The 15,082-nt window shown below is 56.3% G+C and carries 13 protein-coding genes; 1 reads left to right on the forward strand and 12 read right to left on the reverse strand.

Features of this window, described 5'->3' with window-relative positions; translation table 11 throughout:
- Window positions 1–11 precede the first annotated feature (11 nt).
- On the reverse strand, window positions 12–1,493 hold the full coding sequence (locus J2T14_RS05135) for a CoA-acylating methylmalonate-semialdehyde dehydrogenase (protein ID WP_307468477.1): 1,482 nt from the start codon (window positions 1,491–1,493) through the stop codon (window positions 12–14).
- A gap of 118 nt (window positions 1,494–1,611) precedes the next feature.
- Here J2T14_RS05135 and J2T14_RS05140 point away from each other — a divergent pair, with 118 nt between their 5' ends.
- Window positions 1,612–3,234: a PucR family transcriptional regulator gene (locus tag J2T14_RS05140; protein WP_307468479.1), complete on the forward strand. Its 1,623-nt coding sequence runs from the start codon at window positions 1,612–1,614 to the stop codon at window positions 3,232–3,234.
- Here the strand turns inward: J2T14_RS05140 and J2T14_RS05145 are convergent.
- The 11 genes from J2T14_RS05145 to J2T14_RS05195 all read right to left on the reverse strand — a co-directional run bounded on the left by J2T14_RS05145 (window position 3,231) and on the right by J2T14_RS05195 (window position 15,045).
- A complete protein-coding gene (locus J2T14_RS05145; protein WP_307205778.1) occupies window positions 3,231–3,443 on the reverse strand; it encodes a hypothetical protein in 213 nt (70 codons plus the stop codon). The two genes, J2T14_RS05140 and J2T14_RS05145, sit on opposite strands and share 4 nt — an antisense overlap.
- A 26-nt stretch (window positions 3,444–3,469) precedes the next feature.
- Window positions 3,470–4,912, reverse strand: a complete 1,443-nt coding sequence (hydA, locus tag J2T14_RS05150) for a dihydropyrimidinase (protein WP_307205779.1) — start codon at window positions 4,910–4,912, stop codon at window positions 3,470–3,472.
- A gap of 3 nt (window positions 4,913–4,915) precedes the next feature.
- Window positions 4,916–6,223, reverse strand: a complete 1,308-nt coding sequence (gene preA, locus J2T14_RS05155; protein ID WP_307468482.1) for an NAD-dependent dihydropyrimidine dehydrogenase subunit PreA — start codon at window positions 6,221–6,223, stop codon at window positions 4,916–4,918.
- On the reverse strand, window positions 6,216–7,592 hold the full coding sequence (locus J2T14_RS05160; RefSeq protein ID WP_307468484.1) for an NAD(P)-dependent oxidoreductase: 1,377 nt from the start codon (window positions 7,590–7,592) through the stop codon (window positions 6,216–6,218). Before J2T14_RS05160 ends, preA begins: the two co-directional genes overlap by 8 nt.
- A gap of 27 nt (window positions 7,593–7,619) precedes the next feature.
- Window positions 7,620–8,501: a nitrilase-related carbon-nitrogen hydrolase gene (locus tag J2T14_RS05165; RefSeq protein WP_307468486.1), complete on the reverse strand. Its 882-nt coding sequence runs from the start codon at window positions 8,499–8,501 to the stop codon at window positions 7,620–7,622.
- A complete protein-coding gene (locus tag J2T14_RS05170) occupies window positions 8,489–9,772 on the reverse strand; it encodes a M20 family metallo-hydrolase (RefSeq protein WP_307468488.1) in 1,284 nt (427 codons plus the stop codon). The genes J2T14_RS05165 and J2T14_RS05170 overlap by 13 nt, the downstream gene beginning before the upstream one ends.
- Window positions 9,769–11,142 (reverse strand): aspartate aminotransferase family protein, encoded by a 1,374-nt coding sequence (locus J2T14_RS05175; RefSeq protein ID WP_307468601.1) that lies wholly within the window; start codon window positions 11,140–11,142, stop codon window positions 9,769–9,771. The genes J2T14_RS05170 and J2T14_RS05175 overlap by 4 nt, the downstream gene beginning before the upstream one ends.
- Window positions 11,143–11,247: 105 nt before the next feature.
- On the reverse strand, window positions 11,248–12,342 hold the full coding sequence (locus J2T14_RS05180; protein WP_307468490.1) for an ABC transporter substrate-binding protein: 1,095 nt from the start codon (window positions 12,340–12,342) through the stop codon (window positions 11,248–11,250).
- A 174-nt stretch (window positions 12,343–12,516) separates the two neighbouring features.
- Entirely contained in the window at window positions 12,517–13,440 is a 924-nt protein-coding gene (locus tag J2T14_RS05185; protein ID WP_307468492.1) for an ABC transporter permease, read from the reverse strand.
- Window positions 13,437–14,252 (reverse strand): ABC transporter permease, encoded by an 816-nt coding sequence (locus J2T14_RS05190; RefSeq protein ID WP_307468497.1) that lies wholly within the window; start codon window positions 14,250–14,252, stop codon window positions 13,437–13,439. The genes J2T14_RS05185 and J2T14_RS05190 overlap by 4 nt, the downstream gene beginning before the upstream one ends.
- On the reverse strand, window positions 14,233–15,045 hold the full coding sequence (locus J2T14_RS05195) for an ABC transporter ATP-binding protein (protein ID WP_307468499.1): 813 nt from the start codon (window positions 15,043–15,045) through the stop codon (window positions 14,233–14,235). Before J2T14_RS05195 ends, J2T14_RS05190 begins: the two co-directional genes overlap by 20 nt.
- Between the last annotated feature and the right edge of the window lie 37 nt (window positions 15,046–15,082).

Consider the following 15,082-nt stretch of genomic DNA (forward strand, 5'->3'; position numbering starts at 1 on the left):
CGCTATCTTCTTTAGAAATACCTCGACGTTATCATTTTTTTCTTCGTATAAAATTCAATGCCGTCTCCGCCGTTCGCATGCAAATCGCCATAGAAGGAATCCTTCCATCCCGAGAACGGGAAAAAAGCCATCGGGGCAGGCACTCCGACGTTAACTCCGAGCATCCCAGCCTCCGCCTCTTCGCGGAATTGCCGTACCGCCTTTGCATTTTCGGTATAAATGACAGCCGAATTGCCGAATCGCGAGCTGTTCACAATCGCGATGGCGTCATCGAGGCTCGCCGCTCGCAGAACAGACAGCACCGGGCCGAATATTTCCTCCCTCGCTATCGTCATCTCCGGCTTCACCTCGTCGAATAGGGTCGGACCAAGGAAGAAGCCGTCTTGACCGCGTACCTCCGAGATTCTGCCATCCAGCAGCAGCTTCGCCCCTTCGGCTTCCCCCTGGGCAATATAACCTTCAATCCGCGTTCGGTGTTCCTTGCGTATGACAGGCGTTAGCGTGACATCTTCTCTAAGCCCGCTTCCGATCACCATGCCGGAAGCCGCTGTCTGCAGCGCAGTCATGAATGCTTCTCCTTCGCCGACGACAACGACAGCAGAGCAAGCCATGCATCGCTCGCCTGCGCTGCCGAAGGAGGAGGCGATAATATTTTCGACGGTCTTCGGGATATGGGCGTCCGGCATGACGATATGGATGTTTTTGGCGCCGGCCAGCGCCTGCACCCTCTTGCCGAAGGATGACGAGCGCTCATACACATACTTGGCGACCGGCTGCGAGCCAACGAAGGATACCGCCTTAACGTCCGGATGGCTCGTCAATCCATTAACGACCTCATGAGCGCCGTGTACGACACCCAGTACGCCCTCCGGCAGTCCCGCTTCATGGAACAGCTCGGCAAGCCGGTTCGCCGTAAGCGGCGTGCGCTCCGACGGCTTAAGCACGAACGTATTGCCAAGCGCAATCGCCAGCGGGAACATCCAGCATGGCACCATCATCGGGAAGTTGAACGGCGTGATGCCGGCGACGACGCCGACCGGTACTCGGAACAGCTCCGAATCAAGATCGGTGGCGATATTCGCCAGCGTGCGCCCCATCATATGCGTCGGAGCGCCCGCGGCGAATTCGACGTTCTCGATGCCGCGCTGCACTTCGCCAAGCGCTTCCTTGTAGCTTTTGCCATTTTCCGTCGTTATGATTTCGGCCAATTCCTCCGCATGCTGCTGCAGCAGCTGCCAGTAACGGAACAGGACACGCGCGCGACGCGGCACCGGCGTCCTGCTCCATGCCGGGAACGCCTCTGCCGCCGCTCTCACAGCTCCCTTCACGTCGGATTCGACCGACAGCGGCACGTAAGCGATCGTCTCTCCGGTTGCGGGGTTATACACGCGCTCCGTCAGCCGACTCTCCGATTCGACCCATGCGCCATTCACGAAGTTGCGCAAGCGGTTCTGGCTTGTATGGGTCTGCTGCGATATCGACTCTATGGCCATTGCTCTCATCTCCTAAGCCAAGCTAATAAATATTTTCCAATAAAATAGACATTTAGTATAATGAGAGGAATTTAACTATCAGATTATTCCGATAATAATAGATTGGCGGTGACGGCCGATGGTGAACACGATGCTGCAAATGACGGTGGGGGATATATTGAAGCGGCCTTTATTCGCTAGAGCGGAAGCTATCGCCAGCCCCGAAGCTTTGTTGCGTTCCGTCCGGTGGGTCCACATTATGGAAGTTACGCAGGTCGGCCATCTGCTGAACGGACACGAGCTCATTCTTAGCACGGGCATCGGCTGGCATGACGATGAGGAGCTTAGCGTCTCCTTCCTGCGCCAACTGATCGACAGCGGCGCTTCCGGGTTATGCATCGAGCTTGGCACGTATGCGAAGCAGCCGATCGAGAGAATGAAGCAGCTCGCGGAGAGCGAGCACTTTCCGCTTGTTTTTTTCCACGAAGAAGTCCGTTATATCGATATTACGCAAGACTTGCACGCCTACTTCATCAACCAGCATCATCAGATGGTGTCGCGGCTTGAGTCGCTGTCGACCGAGCTCAACCAACTGCTGCTCTCCGGCAAAGGGATGATGTCTCTCCTCCGTCTTCTTCACCAAACGACAGGCGCTCAGGTAGCCTTCTTTCCGCTCGGAGCGGAAGCCCAGTTCGTTCCGCATATGCCGCGGGCCAAGGCCGGAAGCTTCTACGAGCAATGGATCTATGGCAAAATGTTCGCAACGCCGGAATGGAAGATCACCATTGCGCATCGTCCCATATTAGCGCTCGACCATCTGTTCGCGGACTTGCTGCTGCAGGGTAAAACCGAGCTGAGCGAATTTCAAATTCTAGCGCTCGACCGCTGTGCGACAGCCATTGCCCAGGAAATGATGCGAACCAAATATATGGAGGAGCGCCGCAGGCATAAAGAGGATCTGTGGGCGGTCGACTGGCTCGGCGGGAAGCATTCCGAGCAAGAAGTGCTCGAATATATTCAGGTATTGAAGCCATCTGCCAAGCTGGGAGGCGTTACCGTTTGCCTATTCGATCTCGATGCCGATGCGAAGCGCGAAGCCCAGAAGGACGACGGTTCGCTGCTCATTCAGAAGCATATGGTCGCCCGCGCGATTTTCGAGGGAGAAGGGTATGTGCTTCTGCCGCTGCTCCATAGCGACCATATCGTCTTCATCGCGCTCGATCAGCTTGGCGAGATCAAGCATAAGGAGCGGCTTCTTCGCGCAATCGAGCGGTTGCGCAGAACGGAGCAGCTTCATGAGAAGGCACTCTTCGCGTCAAGCCTGTCAATCGGCTGCTATACGACAAAGCTGAGCCAACTCCACGAAAGCTATGCATCGGCCAAAGAAGTGAACGCTATTCAGAGAGATGTAGGTCCGCTTGCGTCACCTTTCTATCAAGACCTGCACCTGCACAAAATCATGTTCGTCCTGAAGAATGCCGGGACGCTTCATGCGCTGGCCGAGCAATTTATCGGGCCTGTCGCCGCGAGCGACAAGGATCGCAACGGCCAATTGCTGCAGACGCTCTCCGTTTATTTGTCGCTGTCGGGCTCCAAGCAGGATACGGCTAAGGCGCTGCTCATTGCGCGCCAAACGCTTTATCATCGGTTAGAGAAACTCGAAGCGCTGCTTGGAAGCGACTTCGCCGACGATCCGGAGAAGCGGCTTACGATCGAGATTGCACTTCGCGCATATGAATATATTCATGGGCGGATTCGTTAGGAAGCGTTGATTTGCTTAATAATGGCATTGACCAGATACTTTCTTGCATCAGCCGTCAAAATTTGAATAGCAGTCCGCTCGCCGCCTGGATGCTCCATCACTACCGACGCGCCGTTCAGATCTTCCTTTACTTCTGCGATTTTGTAGCGCCGCTCGATGAAATCGTCGATCTTCAGCTTCTCTTCCTTGAATTGTTGGTATGCTGTCATTGCACGTACACCTCCAAGAGCTTCACTTACGACTTTGCGCTAGCTGCGGTACGATCAGGCGCTTCGCCTGAGCTCGCCGTGTAAGGCGAACGCTTTAAGTATCGCCCCGTTCCAAGCTCGCCTGCGAATTGCCGATCGCGAATGACGTATTCGCCTCTGGACAGCACGCTAAGCGGCACGCCGGTTATGCTCATTCCTTCGAACGGGTTATAGTCTACGTTCATATGATGCGACTGCGCCGATAGCGTTCTTTCCGCCGAGGGGTCAAAAATAACAATGTCCGCGTCGCTGCCGACGGCTATTGTCCCCTTCTGCGGGAACAAGCCAAACAGCTTGGCGTTCCGTGTCGCCACCATCTCCACGAATTGATTAAGCGTAATGCGGCCTTTGGCAACGCCCTCCGAGTACAGGATGGAGAAACGGTCCTCGATGACCGGGCCGCCATTCGGTATTTTGCTAAAGTCGCCGAGTCCGAGATCCTTCTGTCCGTCATAGTTGAAGGAGCAATGATCGGAGCCGATCGTCTGCAGTTGCCCGCTTTTCAACGCATTCCATAACACCTCTTGATGCCTCTGCTCGCGCAGCGGCGGCGACCATACGTACTTCGCTCCCTCGAAGCCCGGCCGGGCCAAGTACGTTTCATCGAGCGTCAAGTATTGCGGGCAAGTTTCCCCCCATACGTCGACGCCGCGGCTCCTTGCCTCCGCGATCTGCCTCACCGCTTCTTCGCAAGTGACATGCACGACATACAATCTCGCTCCGGCAAGCTCCGCGAGATTCGCCGCTCGGCCAGTCGCTTCGCCCTCGATAATGGAAGGCCTTGTGCGAGCATGATAGATCGGGTCGGTATGACCGGCCTCTAATGCTTGCCGAATGAGAAAATCAATAACATCGCCATTCTCCGCATGCACCATCACCATCGCGCCGAGGTCTTTGGCAGCCAGCATCGTACGGAACAGCGTGCCGTCATCGGCTTGGAACACATTCTTGTAAGCCATGAATACTTTAAGCGACGTAATGCCTTCGTCGTTCACCACGGCCGGAAGCTCCGCCAGCACCTCATCATTGATCTCGCCGATCATGAGATGGAAGCCGTAATCGATAACCGCTTTGCCGCTAGCTTTGCGATGCCAAGTCGCGATCGATTCAGCCAGCGGTTTGCCTTTGGTCGTTAAGCAGAAGTCGATAACCGTCGTCGTTCCGCCGAAAGCGGCCGCCCTCGTCCCCGTCGCGAAGTCGTCTGCCGTCACCGTTCCGCCGAACGGCATATCGAGATGCGTATGCGGGTCTACCCCGCCCGGGAATACAAGCTTGCCGGCAGCATCGACAGCTTCAGCGCCTTCCGCCTCCGCCTCGGCGGATAGATCGATGCCGATTTTCGCGATGATGCCTTCCTTAATAAGCAGATCGGCACGATAGGTGTCGGCAGCCGTTACGATTGTTCCGCCTTTGATCCATTTGGAAGTCATCTTCTACACCGCCTCCTTCTTATTCGAACCGCCTGCATCATCCTTGCTTCCCCCAAGGGCGCTGATCGCCTTCTGTCGCTGATTCCAGCTCATCGGCATTTCCGACGAAGGCACTTCGACCATCGTAATCGCATCCTCGACCGGGCATACGATGGAGCATAGGTTGCAGCCGACGCAATCCTCCTCGCGCACCTTTAGATAGGCGACGCCGTTCTCATCCGTATGCCGCTCGATGCATTGATGCGAAGCGTCCTCGCAAGCGATATGGCATTTGTTGCATACGATGCAATTGTCTTTCTCAATACGCGCGACAACCGCATAATTCAGGTCAAGGTCGCCCCAATCGGAGAAGCGCTGCACCGACTTGCCGATCAGCTCGGTAACGGAAGCAAGCCCCTTGCCGTCCAAGTAATTGTTCAGTCCGTCGATCATATCCTCGACGATGCTGAAGCCGTGATGCATCGCCGCCGTACATACTTGCACGCCCGTTGCTCCCATCAGCAGAAATTCAACCGCATCGCGCCAATTGGAAACGCCGCCGATGCCCGAGATCGGAATGCCGACCTGCGGATTGCGGGCGCACTCCGCCACCATGTTGAGCGCGATCGGCTTCACCGCAGGACCGCAGTACCCGCCATGCGCCCCTTTGCCGGCGACATGCGGAATCGTATTCCACGTATCGATATCCACACCGGCAAGCGAATTGATCGTATTAATCAGCGATATGGCGTCCGCCCCGCCTCTCGCTGCCGCCTTCGCCGTTGCCGTAATATCCGTAATGTTAGGCGTAAGCTTCACGATAACCGGCGTCTGCGCCGCTTCCTTGGCCCACATCGTCTGCGCTTCGACAAGGTCCGGCTGCTGGCCGGAAGCCGAGCCCATGCCGCGCTCCGCCATCCCATGCGGACAACCGAAGTTCAGCTCCAGCCCATCAACGCCGATCGCTTCGACCTTCTTCACGATTTCATGCCATTTCTCCCGCTTCGGTTCTACCATTAGCGATACAACAAGCGCATGATTCGGAAATCGCTTCTTCGTCTCGTAGATTTCCTTCAGATTGACCTCTAACGGTCTATCCGTGATGAGCTCAATATTGTTGAAGCCCGCAACGCGCTGTCCATTGAAGTGGACGGCCGCGAAACGCGACGACGTATTGATAATCGGATCGCCGAGCGTCTTCCATACCGCGCCGCCCCAACCCGCTTCGAATGCGCGCTGCACCTGATACCCGGTATTCGTCGGCGGGGCGGACGCCAGCCAGAACGGATTCGGAGACTTAATGCCTGCCAGATTGATGCTCAGATCAGCCATATCGTTCCCTCCTCGCACACAGCGAATTGTATATCGAATAGGCGGCCAGCTTCCCTTGCTGCGCCGCGGATACGACCATCGCCTCGCCCTGCTGCCCTTCGCCGACAATCACGTCGCCGGCTGCATAGACGCGCGGATTAGAAGTCTGATAGGTTTCCGGGTCAACGGTTACGACACCTCGTTTATGAGCAAGGCCAAGCTGCCCGATGAGCGGCAAATGCCGAGTCTGCCCGATCGCCTTTATAACGACGTCCACTTCCATGAGGAAAGCCGAGCCTTCAACAGGCACAGGCCTTGCGCGCCCATCGCTTTCATCCGCCTCTAGCCGCATTTCGACGCATTCAAGCGCCTTGACTTCGCCGTTTTGTCCGGCGACGATGCGCGTCGGCGCCGTCAACCATTTGAACGCCACGCCGTCCTGCTTGGCGAACTCGAATTCGAAGTCGTAGGCGGTCATTTCCGCGCTCGTCCGCCGATAAACGATCTTCACGTCGTCCGCGCCGAGCCGGACAGAGCATGTTGCCGCATCGATCGCCGTATTGCCCGCTCCGATAACCGCCACCTTCTTGCCGGCGAATTTCGCCGACAACCCCGTCTTGGTTGCTTCCACGAAATCAATGGCATCGTATACGCCTTTCAGACTTTCGCCCTCGATGCCGAGCATAGGCACTTTAGACATCCCGATAGCGAGCACAACCGCATCGAATTGATCCATCAACTGCTCGGCGCTAATATCGACGCCGACCTTCGTATTCGTCCGAATATCGACGCCAAGCTGCTTTACTTGCTCCGCTTCCCAGAGCGATATGCTTTGCGGCAGGCGGAACGATACGATGCCATACGTATCCAAGCCTCCAGCCTGCTCCTTCGCTTCGAAGATCGTAACCGCGAAGCCGAACCGCGCCAATTCCCGAGCTGCCGACAGTCCAGCAGGCCCGCCGCCGATAATGGCGGCAGTCATGCCGTTGCTGCGACCGGCCGCGAACAACACCTGTTCGTTGCGAATCGCCCAATCGGTGGCGTAACGCTGCAAATCTCCGATCATGATCGGCTTCGACGAGTGATTAAGCACGCAAGCGCCCTCGCATAGCTCTTCCGTCGGACATACCCGCGAACAGGTAGCGCCTACCGGATTCGCATCCATAATGGCGCGCGCCGACCCGAGCATATTGTCGGAAGCGATCTTTTTGATAAAGGAGGGGATATTGATGCCGGTTGGACAAGCCTTGATGCATGGCGCATCGTAACAATACAAACAACGGTTCGATTCCTCGATCGCTTCCTTCGGCCTCATGCCTGCTTTAACCTCGGCAAAATTCCGCTTCAATTGCTCCTCAGATATGAAAGCCGATTGAACTTTCGTGCTCATGCCATCCTCTCCTTTCCTCCGGGCTTGTCAAAGGCTAACGATATTGCCGTACGTCTCCGGTCTGCGATCGCGATAAAACTGCCACGCATTGCGCACCTCGCGAATCAGCTCCCTGTCCATCTCCCCGATCACGACTTCATCGTTGTCGCGACTGCCGATGGCAACGATCGTACCTCGCGGATCAACCAAATAAGATTGGCCGTAAAACTCGCCCATATTCCATGGCGCTTCAACGCCGACTCGATTAATAGCAGCTACATAGTAGCCGTTGGCCACCGCATGAGCCGGCTGCTCCAGCTTCCACAAATATTCGCTCGTCCCCGCCACCGTCGCCGATGGATTGAACACGATCTCCGCGCCGTTAAGACCTAACGCCCGCGCCCCTTCCGGAAAATGCCGATCATAGCAAATATAAACGCCGATCTTGGCATAAGCCGTATCGAATACCGGATACCCCAGATTGCCCGGCTTGAAATAATACTTTTCCCAGAAGCCGCATGAGCCGCCGCCCGCCGCTACATGCGGAATATGATGCTTCCGGTACTTCCCGAGATAGGAGCCGTCCGCATCGATGACCGCTGCCGTATTGTAATAGGTCGCTATCCCTTCCCGTTCATAGATTGGGAGCACGATGACGACACAAAGCTCCTTCGCGAGCTCTTGGAACAATTTCGTTGTCGGTCCCGACGGAATTTCCTCCGCCGCCTCGTACCACTTCGTCTGCTGCTCCGAGCAGAAGTACGGGCCGTAGAATATTTCCTGCAGCGAAATAATCCGGGCTCCACGCGCCGCGGCCTCCCGCACGAGCCTCGTATGTTTACGGATAGCCGCTTCCTTATGGGCGGCAACCGGTTCATCGCCGTGCAGCTCGTTCGATGCTTGGATTAAACCGATCTTTACCTTCGACATGCTTCTATCCCTCCTTCATTGCCGCCAATCCGCCTTGCCGCGAGGTACAGCAGTTCCGCGCCATGCGCTATATCATCCGGCGACGAATACTCCTTCGGATTATGGCTAATGCCCTCCTTGCACCTGACGAAGATCATCCCGTAATCGCATACGTAAGACATCGTAAGCGAATCATGGAACGGCCCGCTCATTAGCTCCGGAGGCGCAATGCCCATGTTATCCGCTTCGGCGCGCAGCGTTTCCTTGATCCAATCCGCGCAATAACGGGGATCGCTCTTCGTATCCTCGCGAATCGAATACGTAAGCCCGTGCTCGGCGGCAACTTCGTCAATCTTCTTAAGAAGCCTGGCCTCCAGTCCGTTCCTCCTGCTTAGGTCGATGTCCCTAAAGTCGACCGTGAACGAAACCTTCTCCGGAATAATGTTGCGCGAGTCGGGGAAGACCGACAACGACCCTACCGTGCCAACGGTCGGCGCGCCCGGCGTCTCCCGCGCAATGGCGTCCAGCGCCGCAATAACTTTGGCCGCCCCAACCAGCGCATCCCGCCGCATCGGCATCGGCACCGAACCCGCATGTCCGGCAAAGCCGTTCATCTCGACCGTCCACCAGACCGGTCCGGATATGCCGCTCACGATGCCGATCGGCTGCTCCAGCGATTCGAGCACCGGCCCTTGCTCGATATGGAGCTCGAGGAAAGCGCCGATGCGATCGGCCGTCACCTCGTAGCCGTCAATCAAAGCAGGGTCGCAGCCGAATTGTCTCAACGCCTCTCCACGCGTTACCCCGTTTTTGTCCATGCGCGCAAGCTCTCCGTCTTCCAGCTTGCCGGTCATTCCCCTTACGCCGAACAAGCCCTTGTTGAATCGGCAGCCTTCCTCGTCGCAGAAGGCGACGACCTCGATGTTCATCATCGGCACGAAGCCGCTTTCTACCATCGTCTGAACCGCTTCGAGCGCGCCGAGCACTCCGATGACGCCATCGAAGCGACCGCCGTACGGCTGCGAATCGATATGAGATCCGAGCATTAATACCGGAGCGACCGGATTCGCTCCTTCCAGGACGCCGATCAAATTGCCGAAAGGATCGATAAACGCTTCAAGCCCCGCTTCTTCCATCCAGCTCTTCACGAGCATGACAGCCTCGCGGTCCTCTTTGGAGAGCGCAAGCCGGCAAACGCCGGTATCGCCAATCTTGCCAATAAGCGACAATTCCTCGATTCGCCGGTGCAGCCTCTCCTTATTGATCGCTCCCGTAAATACGCTGACCGTCATGCAATCACCTTCCCCTCGTCCTCCGCCCTGATCGAGAAAGCCTCCAACAGCGTATCCACGATAAAAGCAACGTCTTCATCAGTCGAGCTAAGCGGCGGGCTAATGGTCAAAACATTGGCGAAGCCGGGTACGGTATCGCCATTTTTGCCAATGATCAGTCCGAGCCGCTTGCATGACGCAATATAAGAGGCGACGAGGGAAGCTTCCGCCGGCCGCTTCGACTGCTTATCCTCGACCAGCTCGATCCCGAGAGCAGAACCGAAATGGCGAATATCGCCGACATGCGGGTGAGCGTCGAGAGGCTGCAGCCTCTCGCGGAACTGCTCGCCGATCCAAGCGGACCGGCTCACCAGCTCTTCGCGCTCCAGAATCGCAAGGTTCGCCAGAGCTACCGCGCAGGAGACGGGATTGCCGCCGAACGTATTGACATGCCGCAGGTGGCTGTCCGCCTTGCTCGTATCCTTGAAGCTGTCGTACAGCCACGCCGACACCGCCGTTGCCGATAGCGGCGAATAGGCGCTCGTCATGCCCTTCGCCATCGTTACGATATCGGGCTTCGCTCCGAAGTTATGATGGCCGAACTTCCTGCCCGATCGGCCGAAGCCGCAGATCACTTCGTCTACGATGAGCAGCACGTCATGCTTGTTGCATATTTCCTGCACCCGCTTCATATAGCCGTCCGGCGGTACAAGCATGCCGCCGCCGGTAATGACAGGCTCCATAATGACGCCCGCAACCGAGTCCGCCCCTTCCCACGTAATCGCGTCCTCGAACGCCTCCGCGCATTGCATGCGGCATGCTCCCTCCTGCTGGCCGAATGGACAGCGGTAGCAATAAGGCGGAGGCACATGCGTGAAGCCCGCCGCAAGCGGCTCGTATTTCAGCTTGCGCTGCGCCTGTCCCGTCGCGGCAAGCGAACCGAGCGAGCTTCCATGATACGCACGATGCCGGGAGATGAACTTATGCTTGCTCGGCTTGCCGTTCTGATGATGGTATTGCCGCGCGATTTTGAAGGCGACCTCATTGGCGTCCGAGCCCGAATTCGAGAAGAAAACGCGATACTCGCCTTCCAGCCATTCATTCAGCTTCTCGGCGAGCTTAATTGCCGGCACATGCGCCTGGATAAGCGTCGAGTAGGCAATCGTCTTCATTTGCTTGGCGGCCGCTTCCGCAATCTCCTCGCGTCCATGCCCGACATTCACGCACCATAAGCCCGACATGCCATCCAAGTACCGATTGCCGTCCACGTCCTTAATCCAACTGCCCTCGCCGGAGACGACAACCATCGGATTGTCGTTATGCGGCGTAATATGGTGCCACACATACTTGCGATCCTTGTCCAGCAAATCCTCCTTGCTTATAGCGTCCATAGCCGGTTCGTTCACGTTTATCCCTCCTCCAGCTTGCCGCCTAGCGGTGGGGAGCGCCGAATCAAACTTCCTATCCGCGCTTCCTAGCGATTAGCGAGCCTATCCTTACTTCAATGCATCTTCCAAAATCGTCTTATCGATCGCCACAGCCAAATCCGGCGCCTTCTTAATCAACTCGTACTTCAGCGAGATGTCGACCGTTCGCTGTACGGCTTCATCGACGAAGCTGCCGACCTGCGCCTCCGTAAACCCTTCCGGCTTCACAAGCTTCGCCATTTCCATCAGCATCGTCGTCTGATGCTCCTTCGTCGTGCTGCCCTCGGTCACCGCCTTCATCACAATATCAACCGATTCCGGCTGGTTCGCGATCGCATAGTTCCAGCCTTTCATCGTAGCTTTGATGGCCTTAACCGCAAGCTCGCGATTATTCTTGAGCCAATCCTCCTTGACGACGAGCGTATCCTCCAGCATGCCGATGCCCGCATCTTCGAAGTCGTATACGTAGAGATCTTCTTCCTTCACGCCGCTCTCGAGCACGACATGATATTCGTTATAGATCGTGGAGATCGCGACATCAAGCTGCTTATTGAAAAACTGGTCCATCGTAAAGCCCTGCTTCACGAGCTCTACATCCTTCTTGGGATCGAGGCCGTTTTTCTCCATGAAGGCGAGCACCTGGAACTGCTGGCTTCCCGTCCACATGCCAACCTTCTTGCCCTTCATCTTGGCAGGTTCGTCGATGCCCGACTCCTTGCCGGCGACGAATCGGTACGAGCTTTGCTGCAGGATTTGCGCGACCGATACAAGCGGCAAGCCATTGTCCCGGTTGACCAGGAGGCTGTCGAAGCTCGTTACGCCGATATCCGCCGCGCCGTTGACGACCTGCTGCTCGATGACGACGTCGGGACCGCCGGGGATGATTTCGACATCGAGCCCCTCCTCCTCATAAAAGCCTTTCTCCTTCGCTACGAAAATACCGGCGAATTGCGCTTGCGGCACCCACTTCAGTTGAATCTTCACTTTGGCCAGCGGTGCGTCGGCGGGCTTATCCGTTGCCTCGGCCGCAGCGCCCTCCGCAGGCTTCGGATCGTCCTCGGCAGGCGGCGTCTCGTTCGAATTGCCGCATGCGGCGGCGAAGAGCAGCATGAATGCGAGTAAAGCGAATGACATGGTTTGCAGCGTACGGTTTCTCTGTTTCATGAAAACCATTCCTCTCCCTATTGTTTTCTATATGAGAAAAACTTCTATCGAAGTACTTCAGGATGAGCGACCTACCAAGTTTGCGCAGCAAACTCTCTTCGGAAGCAAGGAAGCTTTTATCGCCAATTCGAATGATTTACTTTTCACTTTATCGTTGTAAAACACTCAAACATTCTAATGTGGTGAGCGATGCGACACATGCCACGGTATGATGAAGCGCTCAACAAGCTGAACGACATAATAGAGAATAATGCCGAGCGCCGCTGCAATTGCGATGCATGACCAGGCGAGCGGCATATTGCCAAGCTTGATCTGGTCCGATAACAGAAAGCCGAGTCCCTTCGACGATATGAAAAATTCCCCCACGATCGCGCCGATGATGCTCGTGGACATATTGATCTTGAGCGCCGTGAAAATGGCCGGCTGTGCCGCGCGAAAACGCAGCTTGAGAAATACGGTCGACCTTCGAGCCGCGTATGCATGCATAAGGTCGAGATAGGCGGGCTGGATAGAGCGCAGACCCTTGAACGCGCTAATAGCCATTGTGGCCATCGTCATAACGGAGACGATCGCTATTTTGGAAGAAACGCCGTCTCCGAACCAATTGTTCATAACCGGCGCAAGGGCAACGATAGGTACGGCGTTAAGCGACGCAAGCAGCGTAATCGCCCCCTTGCCCGCATTCGGGAACATGGATGTAACCACTGCCGCGGCAAGACCGAGCAATGAGCCGATAAGGCAGCCGCCTAAGATCTCGGTCCCCGTATAGAGTGAGTAACTCCAGAGCAGATCGGCGTTATCCTTGATCGACGCTGCGATCGCTGACGGAATCGGAAGCTGATAGCGCTCCAGCTTGAACAGCCGGTGAAAGCCGTCGAGCTGCCAAACGAGCAGGAAAACAATCGCGAAGCCTGTCGGAAGCAGCATCGGCTGCAAAGTCTTCCATCCCGAATAAATGCGGGACTGACTTCTCATACTTACCTCATTTTTACTTATCTCAAGCACACGTCTAGGATCCACTTCCTGAACGGTGCCCGCGGCAGGCATCGTCGCCATACCCGCCTGCGGTTCTGACTTGACGGCCGCAAGCTCCTTCATGCCTCGTCCCTCCCCTTCGCCCGGAACTCGGGCTGCCAAGGTGTAAGCAGCCGCTCGGCCGCTGCGATAAGCAAATATAATACAATGCCGATCATCATGCTAATGAGCACGGTTGACCAGAACATATATACCTGCGACGTTCCGTAGTAGAGCGAGCTGACCATTAGCACGCCGATGCCGTCTGGCGCGCCCATCAGCTCCACGATAATAGACGCGGTTATAGCGAGCGGCGCGGACAGCTTCAAGCCCGCGAACAAGCCGGGAAGCGCGGCGCGCAGCTTGAGCTTGCCGTAGAGCATCCAAGTTGAGGCTGCGTAAGTCCGCATAAGCTCCACTTGGTCGGGACTTACGCTTCGCAAGCCGCGAAGCATATGAATAGCGACCGGGAAGAACGTCACATATCCGGCCATTAGCACCCTGGACAGCTCGGCATCGCGGACGATACCGTAAATAATAGGCGCAAGCCCGATGATCGGAATCATCTGCGAGGCGATCATGTATGGCGACAGCGTGTGCTCCGCCGCTCTCGATACGCTCATTAGAATCGCGAGCCCCGCGCCGACGGCCGAACCAATGACGAATCCGGTAATCGAATTGCCGAACGTAACCGTCCCTTGCTTCAGTAACGTGGGCAGATGTTCGGCAAGCGTTCCAAACACTTTATGCAAGTAAGGAAGCTTGGAAGCCGGAGCGGTCGTCTTCATCTCTTCGGCAATGAACCATGCCCCCGCTTCCCATACGAGTAGCACAGCAGCTACCCATAATGCAAGGACAAGGCCCTGTCCGCCTCTTCTAAACAATCCGTCCGTCAAAGGAACCACTCTCCTTGTAGAAACAATTCCTCACCGTCTTCGTCATCTCATGGAAATGGGCCGATTCGCGGACAAGGGACAGATCGCCCTCCTCCCTGACAATATCCACGATCGAATGGACGCGTCCGGGATGAGCGGATAATACGATGACGCGATCCGACAGAAACACCGCTTCCGGAATGCTGTGCGTAACGAACACGATTGTTTTGTTCGTCTCCTTCTTTATTTCAAGCAGCTCGAGCTGCAGCTTCTCCTTCGTGAATTCGTCAAGCGCGGAGAACGGTTCATCCATGAACAGAATGGGCGGATCGAGCGAAAGGGCGCGGGCGATCGCGACGCGCTGCTGCATGCCGCCGCTTAGTTGCCAAGGATAGTAGTTGCGGAACGAGGACAGCCCAACCATCTCGATCAGCCTCTCTGTAAAAGGCGTGTATTGCGATTTACGGTGGCCGAGCACCTCGAGCGGCAGCTCGATATTCTCCTTCACCGTCCGCCATTCGAACAGCGTCGGGTTCTGGAACACAATGCCGAATTTACGGCGGAGGCGAACTTCACGGGGGTGTTCATCTTGGATCGTAATCGTGCCGCTCGTAGGTTCCAGCAGGTCGGCCATAAGCCTAAGCAGCGTCGACTTGCCGCAGCCGGAAGGCCCTAGCAGCGATACGAATTCATTGCGATGGATTTCGAAGCTTACGTCTTGAAGCGCGGCGACCTCCTGCCCCTTTTCCCCAAAACGCATACTGACTTGATTGACGATGATCTCTGCCTTCTTGGCAGCTCCGGGTGTGTGCATGCAGTCCCTCCTCATGACAAACGTAGTTTGCGTTAAG

Origin of the sequence: Paenibacillus harenae (genome assembly GCF_030812415.1) — a bacterium.
Classification (GTDB): domain Bacteria; phylum Bacillota; class Bacilli; order Paenibacillales; family Paenibacillaceae; genus Pristimantibacillus; species Pristimantibacillus harenae_A.